This window comes from Phnomibacter ginsenosidimutans (assembly GCF_009740285.1).
Taxonomy (GTDB): Bacteria; Bacteroidota; Bacteroidia; order Chitinophagales; family Chitinophagaceae; genus Phnomibacter; species Phnomibacter ginsenosidimutans.
This window is the reverse complement of record NZ_CP046566.1, coordinates 676,792-694,000: the sequence shown is the minus strand read 5'-3', so window position 1 is coordinate 694,000 and position 17,209 is coordinate 676,792. Positions and strand designations below refer to the sequence as shown.

The following is a 17,209-nucleotide window of genomic DNA, read 5'->3' as shown; positions in this document are numbered from 1 at the left end:
GGACCAAAAATCAAGGTTGTTCTACAAAATTTCGGACCCCGAATTATCCCCAAAAGGCCTTTTTTAAGCGTTTCAACATCTTTGTCAGAACTTTTTTTGAAAATAATTTTTCAACATCGATTTTGCAACTAGTTCATTTTCAAGCATTTAATATTTTCCGGTGAAATAAAATTTGACAAAAATCAAATTTGACAAAAATCAATGTTGCAAAATTGATTTGCCATATTACCTTTACAAAAGGATATCAGAGTTGAAACCCTAAACCTCTGCTTCCTGAAAGGTTCAGATTTGTGAAATGAAAGCTGTACTACAAGATTAACCCCCTTGAAAAAAGCTGACAGGTTACAAAAAACAACCACCCCTTACTAAAAAAATACCAGACGAATTCGGGGTAACTGCAATTAACCCATGCAGGTTGCCTTGGAAGAGTTTTGTACCAAAATAATTAAGGACACTTGATCCGATTTGAACCTGAAACCCTTGAACGACCCAACCCGAACCTTGAACTAAGACCTAAACCTGAACAACCTTTAAACAAACCAAACGGACATCAATGGCAGACTCACCCTATTGTCTGCCATTGATTCCAAACCCTAAACTTAAACAATGAAAACGCTTTTCACCCTGGCGGTGGTTTGCCTGTCTGTAGGTGCCACATACGCTCAACAAGTGTTTACTGTAAAAGATTTCTTGGCTGCCCAAAAGGTACAAAGTGGTGCTCAGGTAATGGGCGCTGGTAGCACATCCAAATCATCGGTTGAAAGTCTGTTGTTTGATGTACAGCCTACTATCGTTTTCCAAAAGAATCAAAAAGCGGTTTCAGGAAACACTCCTGCAGTTGTACTGAGTACCGATGCCACATCATTAAGCCAACTGGCTACTATGGCTGACCGCCCTGCTAAAGTGCAGGTACTGGAAATTGCCATTGACAGCAAAAAAGATTTACAAGCCGCTATTGTAACGCAGGCCATGCTCGATAACCTGAGTAATGTGAAGTACATCTACTTCAAAAGCCAAGTGCCTTGCACAGCTGCTGATATAAAAAAATTGATTCCTGCCACCCTTACAGGTATCACCGTGTTGTTCGATGTTCAACAGCCATCGTAAGCAACTACCCTACCACGCCCCTATTCTTGATCCGATATAACCTAAACGCTAAACCCTTAAAGATGAAACATCTTTACGCACAATGGTTGCGCCTGCGCAGCCGTACAGCAACTTTTGCTATTGTTCTTACCGCAGTAGCGCTGATTGCCGCTGATACGACGACTGCTCAAGTTGTGAAGCAATTTGCTCAACGCTCTGCAGCCGTAAGCCCAAACCGCAAAATCTACAACATCAAAGGTGATTTTACCATGATTGGTAATACCAACCTGACATTGTCTACCTACGGCGACAATACAGGTAACGGTAACAACAATATGGTGTATGTAGATATCGATGGCGATGCTTCTACGTTCAACTCTTCATCTGCAAACCTGGCGTTCTCTACTGAGAATGGTGCCATCCCTTCTTGCTCAAACATTTTGTTTGCAGGCTTGTACTGGACTGGTCGTGCAGGTGCTGATGCAACGTTTACCGCAAACAAGACTGTAAACACGCCTGTTGCTGTAAACAATACGCAAACAGTAAATCACAATGAAGCTATTCAGTACACTGCGTACACCATGAGTGTTTCTCGCCAGGGTGGTAGCGGGAACCGCTATCCTCGTTACACGTTTACAGGTAATGGTAATACAGTAACATTCGATTTCACTAACAACGCCAGCAACCCTATTACAGTTACTGTGAATGGTAACACTACTAACGTAGCCGCAACTATTGCTACCAATGGTGGTTTTAGCACTGCAACTTTTACCACTCCTTATCAGGTGTACAGCGCTACTGGTGGTATTACGCTTGTTGTAAATAGCCTTATTCGTCCGGCTTATCCTAACAGCACTGGTGCAACTGACGATACACAAAATGGCTCTGATGCCGTAGTGAATGTTTCAGGTACTGCACAAGGTACTTCTACCATCAGCAAAACTTTCAATAAGCAGCAAGTGCAACTGAAAGGCCCTGCTGCCAGCGCATACACTACTATTACAGCTTCACCTTCTGACATTTATTTTCCTACCACATCTGAAGGCAGCATGTATGCCGCTTATGCTGAAATTACCGACTACGTAAAAGCCAATGGCCTTGGCAACTACACTGTTGCTGACATGGCATTGCTGGAAGGCGATGGCGGTAGCACTGGTTATTATGGTGGCTGGGGCATTATTGTTGTATACGAAAACTCTAAGATGAAGTGGAGAGATGTAACCGTATTTGATGGTTACGCTTATGTAGCCGGCAATACTGTTGCCAACTATGATCTGCCCATCAGCGGTTTTAAAGCAGTACAAACTGGTCCTGTAAACGTAAAAGTTGGTATGATGGCTGGTGAAGGTGACCGTGGTATTACTGGTGACTACTTCCAGATTCGCCGTGCCAGCGACAATACTTTTGTTTCATTGTCTCACGATGGCAACAGCGCCGACAACTTTTTTAACTCTAGCATTCAGACTGGTGGCAACAGCCGCAACACAAATGTGTTGAACAACACCGGTGTTGATATTGCTATGTTCAACATCAGCAATACCAACAACGAAGTGATTCCAAACAATGCTACAGAAACCATGTTCCGCTATGGTTCTACGCAGGATACGTATATCATCTTCAACATGGCACTGTCTGTTGATGCTTACATTCCTGAAGTGCAAAACCTGTTGACTGTTAGCAAAATCAATGGTGTAGTACCTACCAACGGTACACTCAGTGTGAAGCCAGGCGAAGAAGTAGAATACAAAGTGGAAATGCGCAATCTGGGTACAGAAGCCATCAACAACTATAAGTTGGTAATTCCGATTCCTTACAACACCACATTTGTTCCTGGTAGCATTACCACAGCCATTCACTTTACTCCTGCTCCTACGCCAAACAATGCTTATTTCGATCCATTGTTAGGTTCAACTGGTTCAGTAGTATATGACTTTGGTACAGTGCCTTTGCCTGCAGATGCTTCTACCTTGTTGGCTGAACTCAGCTTCAAGTTTAAGGGTACTGAAAACTGTGTGATTCTGAAGAATACCAATTGTGCCCAAACAATCACTGTTGCCGGAACAAGTTCTGGTACTGGTGCTACTTCTGGCACTAGCTTCAATAGCCAGCCATTGGTACAAGGCTTTACTCAAAATGGTTCTTGTGCTGGTGAGCCTATCACCAATCCATTGATTATCAATTTTGATGTGACTGCCTATAACAATACTCATTGCACTGCTACTCCATCAGTACGCAACTTCCCCATTTGCCCTGTAAGCGGACCAAGCATTGCAGTATCAGCTATCAGCGCTGAGTTCCCTGCCGGTACACGTTTTTACAATTCATATCCTGTTACACCAAGCAGTATTGAATACAACAGTAGCAATCCTTTCCCAGCTACAAGTGGTACCAGCACTTACTATGCTATTCCTCCTGCTGAGCAAGGTTGTTACATTCAGTTCACTATTACACCATGTGCAGCTTCACAAACTTTCAGTGGTAAAATTTGGATTGACGCCAACGGTAACCGCACAATGGATGGCACTGAAGCTAAACCTGCACAGGGCACTTACAAAGTAATTGCTGTTGCGGCCAATGGACCTGATGCTGGTAAGGTAATGCAGTCTGCTTCTTTCGCATCTAATGGTACTTACAGCATTAGCGTTCCTGCTAACCCTGTAAATGATAATGGCAACGTAGTTGATCCTATTTACACCATTGCCATTGTACGTGCAGATGCAGCGCCTTCTGTAGGCAGCAACTACAGCGTAGCGCCTACAGGTGCTATGGGTGCAGCGCCAACTACCGGTAGCGAATATTACATCACCAACCCCAGCGATGGCGGTGCAGGTGCTGGCAAATTCAACGCCGTAGGTGTATTTGAAAATGTAACCGTTTCTTCTCCTTATACTCCGGAAACTGACATGGATGTTGCGATGCAATCTCGCCCTGTGAGCAACCAGGTATTTACCAACCTGCCTATGCGTCCTACTGGTACTTTCTGGCAGCTGGACAACGCCGATCAAATGCTGTCTGGTTTGGATGCAGAAGACGGTGTGATTGAAACTGGCATGAGCAAAACATTCCGCCTGTTGGCCAACCCAACAACCTCTGGCAGCATGGTAATTAAAGTAGCCTACGATGCCAACGGTAATGGTCCTGATGCTGCTGATATTCTTGATGCCAGCGCAGATCCTGAAGACAACATTTTTGTAGATATTCCTAACTACGACAATTCAAAACTGTATGTATTCTTTGAAAGTGGAATGGGTGCTTACAGCGGTTCATTTACCTACAGCGCTGTAGATGCTGCCGGTGCTACCAGCACAGAGCCTGCTCAGTACTCTTTCACTGCTATTCTGCCTATCAATGGTTTGGAACTGACTGGTAGCTATGGTAGCAGCAAGGGTAACCTCCGCTGGACAATCATCGACGGTGCTGAAGCTGCCTTCTATGTACTGGAAAGAAGCAACACTGCCAACGGATTTAAGCAAGTAGCTGTGGTACCTGCCAATGGTAATGCCTACAACTACATCGACGACCTGCATGGCTACATGGCCAACGATGCTTTCTACCGTGTGAAGTTGGTTCGTAAAAACGGAACCGTTTCTTACAGCAACATCGTAAGTCTGAAACTGGCTGCTATCACCGGCTTGCAACTTACCCCAACCGTAGTAAGCAGCGATTTGCAGGTTCGCTTCAACAACCCTAAAGCACAAGACGTAAGTGTACGGGTAATCAACATGGCTGGCCAGGTTGTAGCACAACAAAAAACCACTCAGCCTGCTGGTAACATCAGCATCAACGTAGGTGGTTTGGAAAGAATGCCAGTTGGTACTTACACCGTTCAAGTGTTTGCCGGCAACAATGTTCAACTCGGAAAGATTATTGTACAACATTGATATAAACCCTGACCTGAAACAACCCTAGAGCAACGAGGCCGTCCAATGTCGATTGGGCGGCCTTTTTCATGCACAAGAATGAGGATGAGCCTGTTTATCCAGTACATTCATCACATCATTTCAAACGATGCTTGCTATGCGGTGGAAAGCCCTCAAATATGCATTGCCCCTGCTGTTGTTTTTTGCTGCGCTAATAGCCATGCAAACACAAGGCTGGCTGGTATTTTTACCCGTCATTATTTCATTTGTCTTTCTTCCTTTACTCGAACTTATTTTTCCCCCCGATAGCAGCAACATGGATGCTGCTGAAGAAGCCATCGCCAAAGCAGATTCATTGTATGATGTGTTGCTGTATGCTGTCGTTCCATTGCAATATTTTACCCTGTTCATTTTTTTAAAAGAGATAGATAATCCTACTCTTTTGTGGTGGGAACAGTTGGGCCGGATTGCTTCCATGGGATTGATGTGCGGCACTTTTGGCATCAACGTTGGCCACGAATTGGGGCATCGGAGTAAGTCCTATGAACAGTGGCTGGCCAAGGCCTTACTCTTAACTTCTTTGTATACACACTTTTTTATTGAGCACAACAAAGGGCACCACAAACATGTGAGTACCCCCGGTGATCCCAGCAGTGCTCCTTATCGTATGTCGGTGTATCGCTTTTGGTTTCGAAGCATTGCCGGTGTGTACAGCGGCGCATGGAAAATTGCCAACGCAGAGCAACACAAAAACAATACACCGACATTTCACCTGAGAAATGAAATGCTGCAGCTGCAATTGCTGAGCGTTATCTTTTTGCTGATGATTGGATTCTTTTTTAGCGGCACTGTACTCTTGTATTTTTTGGCGGCTGCAACCTTGGGCATTTTACTGCTCGAAACAGTCAACTACATTGAACACTATGGGCTGGCAAGAAAAGAAAGCACTCCGGGTAAATATGAACGGGCCATGCCCTGGCATAGCTGGAACAGCAATCATGTGGTAGGACGCATTCTGCTTTTTGAACTCAGCCGCCACAGCGATCATCATTATCTGGCCAGCAGAAAATACCAGCTACTCCGCCACCACGACGATGCCCCACAACTACCCACCGGATACCCCGGCAGTATGTTGCTGGCATTGGTGCCTCCGGTATGGTTTGTAGTAATGGACAAGCAAATGCAACGCTACCAAATTGATGTAACGGCATAAAAAAGCGGCGCTGCTTTTTTGAAACAACGCCGCTGCTTTACAACAAAAGGAATTTACAATTTGCCGTCACGTATTTCTTCCACCACGGCAGGGTCAAGCAAGGTGCTGGTATCTCCCACATTTGTAAAATCACCTTCAGCAATTTTCCGCAGAATACGCCGCATGATTTTACCGCTTCTTGTTTTGGGCAAGCCACTTACAAACTGAATTTTATCCGGCTTGGCAATGGGACCAATGATGCGGGTAACGGTTTGCAAAATATCCTGACGAGTCAGGTTTTCATCTTCATGAAAACCCTGATAAATGACATACGCATAAATGCCTTGTCCTTTAATGTCGTGCGGATAACCCACTACAGCACTTTCCACTACACCCGCATGCATGTTGATGGCATTTTCTACTTCTGCCGTGCCAATACGGTGACCACTCACATTGAGCACATCATCCACACGACCCGTGATGCGATACATGCCTTGTTCATCCCGCAAGCAACCATCGCCGGTGAAATACATATTGTCGTAGGTAGAAAAATAGGTCTGCCGGCAACGTTCATGATCGCCATAGGTAGTGCGGAGCATGCCCGGCCATGGAAACTTCACACACAAATTGCCAGACGCTTTTAATCCATCGCCTTCAGGTTTTTCCAGAAAAACACCATCTATTGCTGCGTCGCTGTTTGGTATGGCATTGCCATTTTCATCAACCAACACTGGCTGAATGCCAGGCAATGGCAAAGAGGCATAAGTGGGTTTTGCAGGCGTAACGCCAGCCAGATTGCTGATCATGGCACCGCCGGTTTCTGTTTGCCACCAGGTATCAACAATGGGGCAGCGTCCTTGTCCCACATTTTCATCATACCAATGCCACGCTTCGGTATTGATGGGCTCACCCACAGTGCCCAATACTTTCAATGAATCTAACTTTTTTCCATGCAATGGTCCTTCGCCAAAACCCATGAGGCTGCGAATGGCAGTAGGTGCCGTATACAAAATATCGACTCCAAATTTTTGAACGATGTCCCAGAATCTTCCTGCATCGGGCCATGTAGGAATACCTTCAAACATGAGCGTAGTACCACCGGCACTCAATGGGCCGTATAAGATATACGTGTGTCCTGTAATCCAACCAATATCTGCCGTACAAAAATGCACCTGACCACGCTTGTATTGAAACACATTCAGGAAAGTATAATTGGCCCAAACCATGTAGCCGGCGCAGGTATGCACCACACCTTTGGGTTTACCCGTGCTACCACTGGTGTACAAAATAAACAGCGTGTCTTCCGCATCCATTTCTTCCGCAGGACAATCAGGATTGCCTTGTGTTTCTACTTTTTTAATTTCGTCTTCCCACCACACATCGCGGCCTTTAATCATGCTCACCGGTGTGCGGGTATGCGTACATACAATGATGCGTTTTACTGAAGGGCAACCAATCATGGCATCATCGATAGTGCTCTTCAATGGCACTACTTTATTGCCCCGATAAGCACCATCACAGGTGATCACACAGGATGCTTCGGCATCCTGGATGCGATCGGCAATGCTGCGGGCACTAAAGCCACCAAAAATGACAGAGTGAATGGCACCAATGCGGGCACAGGCCAATACAGCAATGGCCAGCTCAGGAATCATGCCCATGTAAATGCATACACGGTCACCCTTTTTCACACCGTTATTCTTGAGCACATTGGCAAACTGCACAACTTTATTGTATAGCTCTTTGTATGTTAGTATTCGATGGTGATCTTCCAGGATCGTTAGGCTCCCAAATCAATGCAGGCTTATCGCCCATGCTGTTCAGGTGGCGGTCGAGACAGTTTTCTGTAATGTTGAGTTTGCCTCCTTTGAACCACTCAATGCTGGGCTCTTTAAAATTCCATTCCAACACTTTGTCCCACTTCTTTTTCCAAACAAAATGCTCGGCTATTCCTGCCCAAAAATCTTCCGGATTGGTAACGCTGTAATCATACGCCATCCGGTACTGGTTCATACTTCTGATCTGATAGGGAACTGACATGGCAACACTTTTTCAATCTTGGTAATACAATCGATGATGCAATACATCACTGGTTAAAGAAAAAGATTTATGACCAAACAGCAAGTCAAAAAAAGCACCAATTTTCTATTTGCGTTGCTAAGAAAATTTATTGATACATGCTGCAAAGCTTTGTAACACACCGCTGCAAAATCAACATCAGCAACAGCTTTACTAAAAAAAACAGGAGGCAGCATCCTGCTCTGTACCGAGGATATTTTTTTGGCAGCGTACCATTTTACCGATTTATATTACGAGCTCAACGAATCAGGCAATCCATCATCCATGCTGTTGCACATGCTTGCCATGCTGCAGTGCACAGCCATCAACCAACGCTTTGCAACCCATGAGTAGCGCTAAAAAAAGTTCGCTCTTCACCATCATTGGTGCCAGCTCTGTAGGCACCATGATTGAGTGGTACGATTTCTACATTTTCGGAAGTCTGGCTTCCATTATTTCTACCAAGTTTTTTCCGCAGGGCAATCCAACTGCGGCATTCCTGAGTACACTGGCCACTTTTGCCGCTGGCTTTGTGGTGCGACCTTTTGGCGCCTTGTTCTTTGGCCGCCTTGGCGATTTAATTGGACGCAAGTACACCTTCATGGTAACGCTTATGCTCATGGGCGGCGCTACATTTTTAATTGGTTGTGTGCCCGGCTACGAAACCATTGGCTTTATGGCACCATTGCTCATTTTGGTATTGCGTTTGTTACAAGGCCTTGCTCTGGGCGGCGAGTATGGCGGCGCAGCTACGTATGTAGCCGAGCACTCACCAGCCAACCAGCGTGGATTTATGACGAGCTGGATACAAACCACTGCTACTGTTGGCCTGTTTGTGTCATTGCTCGTTATCATGGGCACAAGAGCTGCGCTTACTAAAGAGCAGTTCAACGACTGGGGTTGGCGGGTACCGTTTTGGGTTTCCATCCTCATGGTGTTGGTAAGTTACCTCATCCGCAAAAACATGGAAGAGTCGCCCATCTTCGCCAAGGCCAAAGCCAGCGGTAAAACTTCCACCAATCCACTCAAAGAAAGCTTTGGCAACAAGTACAATTTCAAGTTTGTATTGCTGGCATTGTTTGGGGCAGTCATGGGGCAGGGCGTTATCTGGTACACCGGTCAGTTTTATGCCATGAGCTTTCTCGAAAAAACCATGAACATCGCCAAAGACCAGGTGGACAGCCTCATGTTTATTGCCCTTATGCTGGGCACACCGTTCTTCCTCGTGTTTGGTTGGCTCAGCGATAAACTCGGCCGTAAGTGGATCATGATGGGCGGCATGCTCATTGCCATTTGCAGCTATTGGTTTATTTACGAAAGCATGTATCAAACCACCAACCTGCAACACAAAACGGTACAAACCAGTAGCACAACTGCCAGCGTCGTTACTCATACCAACAATCAACAGGATAGCATCTACAGCACCAGCACCACTTATACCGATGGTACTGTAGCAGTAGTAGAAAAGAAGCTGCCGCTGCAAAACGGCTTGCCCATTGTAGAAGCCGGCAAAAACAAACAAGATATCAGCACCAGCATTCATATCAATAGCAGCGATAAATGGACGCTTATTTTTTGGGTGTTTGTGCAAGTGTTGTTCGTTACCATGGTGTATGGCCCCATTGCAGCATTCCTTGTCGAAATGTTTCCTACCAAAATCCGTTACACTTCTATGAGCCTGCCTTACCACATTGGCAATGGTGTGTTTGGCGGCTTGCTACCAGCAGTGGCCACTTATCTGGCTACTACTGCCAAAGCCAACAATCATCCTCAGTGGTACCTGCAAGGCTTGTGGTATCCTATTGGCGTAGCACTGGTGTGTCTCATCATTGGTGTGCTGTACCTCAACCCCAAAGACAAAGAAATCAACGATTAATTCACTACACAAATACATGTACGATGAATCGCATCAAAAAAATACTCGGACTGGTTTGGATAGCTTTGGCACTTGCGGTGTTGTATTTCGGCATCACGGTACTGGGCTGGCCCAAGCTCAACAGTGGCAAACAAGACGATCTGGTTTTCGGCATCATCATCATTTTTATTTTGCTGCCCATTGTGGTGGGTGGCTTGTTCCTGTTTGGCCTGTATGCCTGGCAGGGTGAATACGAATTGATTGATGACAATCCCGAGCATGCCCATTTTATAGAAGATTAACTGGGGCTCTCATCCAACTGCATCAATCTGCAGTCGTTCGGTCCCTTTCGGGCTCACTGCGTTCGGCCCTTCGTTGCACTCCGGGCCCACGCTTGTGGCGTGGCCCTGCAGGCACCGCAGCCCTTCAGCCATCAATCTTTATTCAGCAATTACACCAGCGCCATCCTGATGCAGGATGGCGCTGTTACTCTGTCGCAGGCCTCCCGGCCTGTGACTCCCTCGTTACTCCATTATTCTCTATAACCTCGTATACAGCGCCAATTGCCAAATATGATTCACCGTGTTGGCATTGTTGCCCGCAGCCTTCAGGTATTGATTGAGATAACCCGTTTCCAAATCGGCTCTTTTACTAAGCCTGTAGCCCACGGCCATATACAACCGGTTTTGATCAAACCAACGACCATTCACATGACTGCGATGTGTCGTATTGATGAACACTTCATTTTGTAAAGCTGCAAAAAAACCTTTGCTGAAAGCTCCCGATTGTTTGTGCAACGGCACTACCAGCCTATTGAAGTAGCGAAACCTTGTGGTAAAACGGCTGCCGGTTTTTTCCAACGCATTGCCCACGGCAAGCTACGTTTGGCAGCCAGCGTTCTTCCAACCGAAAGCGGTGCTGCAACGCCACCGCTTTGCTCAGCGGTTGATTGATGATGTACTGTTGCCACAAGCGATGCTCCGCAACCAATCCATCTACAGCACCAGCCCTGTAACGGTTGGGTATGTATGCATAGCCTGCCGTAGCCACATGGTTGCTTCGCACCTGATAGTTGAGCCCCACCCTGGGCAGCAGTGTTTGCAATTGTGCTATATGGTTGGTGCTGCGCAATTGCAGCTCGGCATGCAATGCCCACTTGCCTTTGAGCTTGATGGTATTAAAGCTGGCCAGCCAGCCGCTATATTGCACTTGCTGTGCCTGTGTGCTTTGTGCTGCCAGTAGCAGGCAGCCTGCAATAATTTTTTCACGACGCAAAAGTAAGGTGTAGCGGTTTTGACGATTTTTTGGCAGCCAATCAAATATCTTGCATGCACTTTATGTCGATACAAGTACAACAACTCTGCAAGCAATACGGCAGCCAGCTGGCGGTCAACAATATTTCGTTTGAAGCCCGCCCCGGTCAAATCACCGGCTTTCTCGGGCCCAATGGTGCGGGCAAAAGCACCACCATGAAAATGCTGACCGGCTACTTGCAACCCGACAGCGGCACCGCATTGGTGAGTGGCCTCAACGTGGTAAGTACCCCCGAAAAAGTGAAACAACAAATTGGCTATTTGCCTGAGAGTAATGCCTTGTATTACGATTTGTACATCCGCGAATACCTGGCCTTTACTGGCGCTTTGTACAAAGTGTCCAACCTCAAGCAGCGGGTAGAAGAAGTCATCACGCAAGTGGGACTGACCATTGAAGCCAACAAAAAAATTGGCCAGCTGTCGAAAGGTTACAAGCAACGGGTGGGATTGGCCGCGGCCATCATTCACAACCCCGCCGTGCTCATTTTAGATGAACCCACCACCGGCCTCGACCCCAACCAGATTGTAGAAATACGGCAGGTCATCAAAACACTGAGTGAGGATAAGACGGTACTGCTGAGCACTCATATTATGCAAGAAGTGGAGGCTATTTGTGAGCAGGTCATCATCATCAACAAAGGCAGTATTGTAGCCAACGCACCTTTGCAGCAATTGCGCAGCAAAAGCGATGGCCAACAGCTCCGCGTATCGTTTGCGGAAACGATTGAAGCAGAATGGCTGCTTCGCTTGCCGGGTATTTTGGCCGCCGAAAAAACCGACAGCCAAAGCTGGACTCTGCAAACCAACAATGCTCAAGATGCCCGCAAAGCCTTAATGCAACTGGCACTCAACGAAAACCTCAACATCCGCAGCATGCAAGAAGGCGGTTCACTGGAAGCCATTTTCAGAGAATTGACCACAAATACTGTTGCTGAAAAATAACCTTAGGAAAGTCAGGATAATTCCTGACTTTTTTCGTTGGGATTGTAGTTGCAAAGGCAGAAATTTGCCTGCCTTGCAAAAGAGGCTTGCATTTTACAAGCAATCATTTATCGTTATTAAACTAAAAAGATTATGCCTTACATCGCCAACATTCACGCCCGTCAAATTTTAGATAGCCGTGGCAACCCCACCATCGAAGTTGATGTAGTAACCGACGAAGGAGCACTGGGTCGTGCTGCCGTGCCAAGTGGCGCCAGCACCGGTATTCACGAAGCGGTAGAACTGCGTGATAACGACAAGAAAAAATACCTCGGCAAAGGAGTACTGAAAGCCGTAAAAAATGTAAATGACATCATCAGCAACGAACTGGCGGGTTTTGACGTAGCCGATCAAACCGGTATCGACAATGCCATGATTCAGCTGGACGGTACTGCCAACAAAGGCAAACTCGGCGCCAACGCATTGTTAGCTGTGAGCATGGCCGTAGCCAAAGCTGCTGCAGAAGAAGCCGGCCTGCCCCTGTACCGCTATGTAGGTGGTACCAATGCCAAGGTAATGCCCGTACCCATGATGAACATTTTGAATGGTGGTGCACATGCCGACAACAAAATCGACTTTCAGGAATTCATGATTATGCCTGTGGGTGCTCCCAATTTCAGCGAAGCACTGCGCTGGGGTACCGAAATTTTTCATGCCCTGAAAAACACCCTGAAGAAAAAAGGCTACAGCACCAACGTAGGTGATGAAGGTGGTTTTGCCCCCAACATTCAGAGCAACGAAGAAGCTATCGAAACTGTACTGGAAGCCATTACTGCTGCGGGTTACAAAGCCGGCACGCAAATCAAAATTGCCATGGATGCTGCCAACAGTGAACTGTGGGATGGCAAAAAGAAAAAGTACGTGTTCCACAAGAGCAACGGCAAAGAAATGAAGAGCGAAGAGCTCGTAAAATACTGGGAAAGCTGGGTGAAGAAATATCCCATCTGCAGCATCGAAGACGGCATGGCCGAAGATGACTGGGAAGGTTGGAAAGCGCTTACCCAAGCCATTGGCAGCAAGTGCCAGCTGGTAGGCGACGACCTGTTTGTAACCAACGTGAAGCGTTTGGAACAAGGCATCAGCAAAGGCATTGCCAATGCCCTGCTGGTAAAAGTAAACCAGATTGGTACCCTTACTGAAACCATCAACGCGGTTACTATGGCACAGCATGCTGGTTACAACACCATCATGAGCCACCGCAGCGGCGAAACAGAAGACACTACCATTGCAGACCTGGCAGTAGCCCTCAATTGCGGCCAAATCAAAACCGGTAGCGCCAGCCGTACCGACCGTATTGCCAAGTACAACCAGCTCTTCCGCATTGAAGAACTGCTGGAAGAAAGTGCCTACTTCCCCGGCAAAAACCTCAAGTTTGGTAAATAATTTCCGTTACCAACACATACATACAAAAGCAGCCTCTTGTAGGGCTGCTTTTTGTTTGTGAAGATGTGGAGAATGCTCCGCCTGCAACTTGTACTGCTGAGCATGATATTTGCATTGTACAAAAAAGTCATGCTCACCATTCTCCGCAACATATTGCTCAACCGTTACTTGCTGGCACTGGCCGCTTTTGGCGTATGGATGGCTTTTTTTGATAAGAACGACTTTTTTGTACAGCGCCAACGGGCAGCTGAACTGGATGACCTCAATGAAAAAATTGAGTACTACAAAGACCAGATTCAGCTCACCAAGAAAGAACTGCAGGCGCTGGACAATGACCCGGCCATGCTGGAGAAATACGCCCGGGAAAAATATTACATGAAGCGGCCCAACGAAGATGTGTTTGTGGTGCCCGCTACCGGCAATTAGTCTTTTGATTTTCAGGCATTATTTTTTGCAGCCATACAATATTGGCGGCCAACCATCGTTTTACTTCCAAACCTGCCTGAAATCTTAAACTGATTATTGCCTATGCGCAACTTTACTCCCGAAGATTTGATTGCTTTCCATTACAACGAATCCTCTCTTACCGATACTGTCGCCATTGCAGAGGCACTGGAAAGCAGCTGGCCTTTACAAGAAAAATACCGCGTCATTCAGGATGCAGCCCGTTCACTTGACAGGGCCAAAACCGCCCCACGACGCCAGTCTGTGGAAGCAATATTAGCTTATGGCATGGCAGAGATAGATACGCCAACAATGGAGTAGATTTTTCTGTTTTCTTTGCCGTTCATTTAGGATAAACACGGGCGGGATGACAACTAAGGAGCGTTATGATACAGTAGTACGCTATTTTCAGGCACACATGCCGGTAGCCGAAACGGAGCTGACTTACGAAACTGCATTTGAGCTGCTCGTAGTAGTCATTTTATCGGCACAATGCACCGATAAGAGGGTGAATATGGTGACGCCTGAACTATTCAGGAAATACCCCACGCCAAAGGCATTGGCTGCCGCCGATTTTTCCGACCTGTTTGGCCTTATTCAAAGCATCAGCTATCCCAACAACAAAACCAAGCACCTGCTGGGTATGGCCCAAATGCTGCTCGATCAATTTAATGGCGAAGTACCCATGACCGTTGAGGAACTGGTACAGCTGCCGGGTGTGGGCCGCAAAACGGCGAATGTGGTAACGAGTGTCATTGGCCAACAACCCAACATGGCCGTTGATACCCACGTTTTCAGGGTGAGTGCAAGGCTGGGGCTTACCAAAAATGCCACTACTCCATTGGCCGCCGAAAAACAACTGGTCAAACATTTGCCTACCGAACTCATTCACAAAGCACATCACTGGCTCATTTTACATGGCCGGTACACCTGCCTGGCCCGCAAGCCCATGTGTGATAATTGTGGCTTAACGCACTTGTGCGTGTACTATCAGAAGCAGCAAAAACGTTTAGCCAAAACAGCTGCAACCAAAAGTTAAACATCGAGTAGTCATTTTTTCTTTATTTTGCCTACACTACCCACATGCTTCAGGCTTTCAAAAATACTTACTCACCGCTACACTTGCTTTGGCAAGCGTTTTGTTCACCCAACAACTGGCTGCTCAGGGCTACTTTCAGTATAGCTCCGGCATATATGAACCAGAAATTCTACTTGAAGCGGGTGTGAATTTGGGCGTCATGAATGGCGTAACCGATATTCAGGGCAACCCCAAAGTGTACCAGGGTCCATTTGCAGGTGTCACTTTTCTGAAATCCAGTTTTTCTACAGGACTTTATGCCATTGCCAGCTATCGCAATGTTTTTGGCGTACGGCTTGAGGCCAACATTGGCCGGATTGAAGGCTACGATAGCTTACTGACGAATGCCACTGCCCCCAGTGCTATCGGCCGCTTTGAAAGAAACCTGAATTTTCGTAGCCCTATCAGAGAAGTAATGCTGATGGGAGAAATTCATTTACCCCAATTGTTTCGTTCTTATGAAAAGCCGGCATACCGCTTATCGCCGTATATCATGGCTGGTATCAGCTGGTTTTCTTTTTATCCCAGAGCATACACTGCCAATGGTTGGGTAGACCTTCCACCATTGCGTTTGGAAGGACAGGGTTTTGCTGAGTATCCTGACAGAAAACCGTACCGCCTGAATTCATTTGCTTATCCCTTGGGGCTGGGTTTTCGCTACGAAGTATCACCCAAGCTGACCCTGCGTTTTGAAATCAACAAACGCACCACTTTTACCGACTACCTCGATGATGTGCATGAGCCCAATTGGGTAGATCCCAATTTGTTTGCCAATTACCTTAGTGCCAGCCAGGCCGCTCTGGCACGACAGTTGTACAACCGCAGTACCATTCATACACCACCCAGAGATACCCGCCCCCGTGGCAACAAGAACGAAAACGATGCTTACTGGACTGCAGTTTTGAAAGTGGGCATCAACCTGAACCGCTCTGGATACAACTCTGGCATTTTTGGCGGCCAAAGCAAAAAAGACATGCGGAAACGTCTACGTTGTCCCAGCTTGTAAGTACGACTGTAAATCCCTTACATATTTATCAAAGGCTTCCACTCCCGCAGGCGTAATGTTGCAAAGGGTTTGCGGATAGTTGTCTTTGAATTGCTTTTTTACCTCAATGTATCCCGCTTCTTTCAGCTTGTTGATTTGCACACTCAAGTTGCCGGCAGTAGCATTGGTCTTTTCTTTCAGAAAAGTAAACTCCGCTTCCTTCACCGTTATCAACAGCGACATAACTGCTAACCGCAGCTGCGAATGCAATATGGGATCGAGGTCTTTAAACATGTGCCACCTTTCTTCTTGCTGATGCTTTGCGATACAAGATGATGCCGGGAATAAGCCACGCAGTAATGGCAGACAATGCCATCAGCAGCATATCGATTTTTATATTGGTGTATGGAACGAGCATTGCACTCACCCAGCAAATAATGCCACCCAGCCACATGGGCTTAAAGTTTTTGATACTGGCAGTAACAATGGTGGGCATTCCATACAGCACCAGCATATAGGCTGAATAATATTCAAGAAAGCTTTGTGACGGCCTTGGTTGGCCGGTTGCTACTACCAAATCCTTCAAATTACCCACCATTTGAAACACATGATTGTTGGCATGTACCACTAAAAAAATGCCTACTCCAAAGCAAATCCAAACGGCGTCCATCGCCGTTTGGTCGTAGGTTTTCACCTTGCGTTGCTTATTTTCTTTTACCGATAAAATAACGGTAGGAATCACCGCCAGAAAAGTGAGCATCCAAATATCAAAAGGCAGTTTGTAGTCGAATTGTATTTGCGACCAGGTGGCTAAGGAACACAGCCCTATAACCGTACCCCACAAAATGGATACGATACCAGTATCGTGATGCGACTCTTTGGCTTTCGCAATCATGCTGCTGATTACCTGCAGGCTTTCGTGAGTGTCCAATGGTTTGTCTTCCATCATTGCTTTTGTATTGAGTGAAGGTAAT

The 17,209-nt window shown here is 46.5% G+C and carries 17 protein-coding genes; 11 read left to right on the top strand and 6 right to left on the bottom strand.

Going from position 1 to position 17,209, the window contains the following annotated elements:
• Positions 1-606 precede the first annotated feature (606 nt).
• From GLV81_RS02995 to GLV81_RS02985, 3 genes are all read left to right on the top strand, one after another.
• Positions 607-1,107 carry a hypothetical protein gene (locus GLV81_RS02995; RefSeq protein WP_157476736.1) on the top strand — a complete coding sequence of 167 codons (501 nt, stop codon included), beginning with the start codon at positions 607-609 and terminating at the stop codon, positions 1,105-1,107.
• Between the two features lie 62 nt (positions 1,108-1,169).
• On the top strand, positions 1,170-4,967 hold the full coding sequence (locus tag GLV81_RS02990; protein WP_157476734.1) for a T9SS type A sorting domain-containing protein: 3,798 nt from the start codon (positions 1,170-1,172) through the stop codon (positions 4,965-4,967).
• Between the two features lie 136 nt (positions 4,968-5,103).
• Entirely contained in the window at positions 5,104-6,159 is a 1,056-nt protein-coding gene (locus GLV81_RS02985) for an alkane 1-monooxygenase (RefSeq protein ID WP_157476731.1), read from the top strand.
• A 53-nt stretch (positions 6,160-6,212) separates the two neighbouring features.
• Here GLV81_RS02985 and acs read toward each other — a convergent pair whose 3' ends face one another.
• Complete coding sequence (gene acs / locus GLV81_RS02980; RefSeq protein WP_343030579.1) at positions 6,213-7,862, bottom strand: acetate--CoA ligase; 1,650 nt, start codon at positions 7,860-7,862, stop codon at positions 6,213-6,215.
• A 4-nt stretch (positions 7,863-7,866) separates the two neighbouring features.
• Positions 7,867-8,178: an acetyl-coenzyme A synthetase N-terminal domain-containing protein gene (locus GLV81_RS19840; RefSeq protein WP_246186205.1), complete on the bottom strand. Its 312-nt coding sequence runs from the start codon at positions 8,176-8,178 to the stop codon at positions 7,867-7,869.
• A gap of 364 nt (positions 8,179-8,542) precedes the next feature.
• Here GLV81_RS19840 and GLV81_RS02975 point away from each other — a divergent pair, with 364 nt between their 5' ends.
• Positions 8,543-10,072 carry an MFS transporter gene (locus GLV81_RS02975; RefSeq protein ID WP_157476729.1) on the top strand — a complete coding sequence of 510 codons (1,530 nt, stop codon included), beginning with the start codon at positions 8,543-8,545 and terminating at the stop codon, positions 10,070-10,072.
• 23 nt (positions 10,073-10,095) lie between these two features.
• On the top strand, positions 10,096-10,353 hold the full coding sequence (locus GLV81_RS02970) for a DUF6814 family protein (protein ID WP_157476727.1): 258 nt from the start codon (positions 10,096-10,098) through the stop codon (positions 10,351-10,353).
• A 237-nt stretch (positions 10,354-10,590) separates the two neighbouring features.
• On the opposite strand, the gene GLV81_RS21030 is transcribed toward GLV81_RS02970, so the two are convergent.
• Together GLV81_RS21030 and GLV81_RS21025 are read right to left on the bottom strand one after the other, a co-directional pair.
• The gene (locus tag GLV81_RS21030) at positions 10,591-10,854 is read right to left on the bottom strand and encodes a DUF2490 domain-containing protein (RefSeq protein WP_281350765.1); all 264 of its coding nucleotides are present in this window, start codon (positions 10,852-10,854) and stop codon (positions 10,591-10,593) included.
• 7 nt (positions 10,855-10,861) lie between these two features.
• Complete coding sequence (locus GLV81_RS21025) at positions 10,862-11,326, bottom strand: DUF2490 domain-containing protein (RefSeq protein ID WP_197428884.1); 465 nt, start codon at positions 11,324-11,326, stop codon at positions 10,862-10,864.
• Positions 11,327-11,388: 62 nt separating this feature from the next.
• On the opposite strand from GLV81_RS21025, the gene gldA reads away from it, so the two are divergent.
• The 6 genes from gldA (at position 11,389) to GLV81_RS02930 (ending at position 16,256) form a co-directional block, all read left to right on the top strand.
• Entirely contained in the window at positions 11,389-12,306 is a 918-nt protein-coding gene (gene gldA, locus GLV81_RS02955) for a gliding motility-associated ABC transporter ATP-binding subunit GldA (protein WP_157476721.1), read from the top strand.
• A gap of 132 nt (positions 12,307-12,438) precedes the next feature.
• Positions 12,439-13,728, top strand: coding sequence for a phosphopyruvate hydratase (gene eno, locus GLV81_RS02950; RefSeq protein ID WP_157476719.1), 1,290 nt, complete (start codon positions 12,439-12,441; stop codon positions 13,726-13,728).
• 63 nt (positions 13,729-13,791) lie between these two features.
• Positions 13,792-14,154: an FtsB family cell division protein gene (locus GLV81_RS02945; protein ID WP_246186204.1), complete on the top strand. Its 363-nt coding sequence runs from the start codon at positions 13,792-13,794 to the stop codon at positions 14,152-14,154.
• A 102-nt stretch (positions 14,155-14,256) separates the two neighbouring features.
• Positions 14,257-14,493 (top strand): hypothetical protein, encoded by a 237-nt coding sequence (locus GLV81_RS02940; RefSeq protein WP_157476717.1) that lies wholly within the window; start codon positions 14,257-14,259, stop codon positions 14,491-14,493.
• Positions 14,494-14,539: 46 nt separating this feature from the next.
• Positions 14,540-15,211 carry an endonuclease III gene (gene nth / locus GLV81_RS02935; protein ID WP_157476715.1) on the top strand — a complete coding sequence of 224 codons (672 nt, stop codon included), beginning with the start codon at positions 14,540-14,542 and terminating at the stop codon, positions 15,209-15,211.
• A gap of 88 nt (positions 15,212-15,299) precedes the next feature.
• Entirely contained in the window at positions 15,300-16,256 is a 957-nt protein-coding gene (locus GLV81_RS02930) for a DUF6089 family protein (protein ID WP_157476713.1), read from the top strand.
• Here the strand turns inward: GLV81_RS02930 and GLV81_RS02925 are convergent.
• Both GLV81_RS02925 and GLV81_RS02920 read right to left on the bottom strand, forming a co-directional pair.
• Complete coding sequence (locus GLV81_RS02925; RefSeq protein ID WP_157476711.1) at positions 16,236-16,529, bottom strand: winged helix-turn-helix domain-containing protein; 294 nt, start codon at positions 16,527-16,529, stop codon at positions 16,236-16,238. The genes GLV81_RS02930 and GLV81_RS02925 overlap by 21 nt on opposite strands.
• A complete protein-coding gene (locus GLV81_RS02920; protein WP_157476709.1) occupies positions 16,522-17,184 on the bottom strand; it encodes a hypothetical protein in 663 nt (220 codons plus the stop codon). The genes GLV81_RS02925 and GLV81_RS02920 overlap by 8 nt, the downstream gene beginning before the upstream one ends.
• Positions 17,185-17,209: the final 25 nt, after the last annotated feature.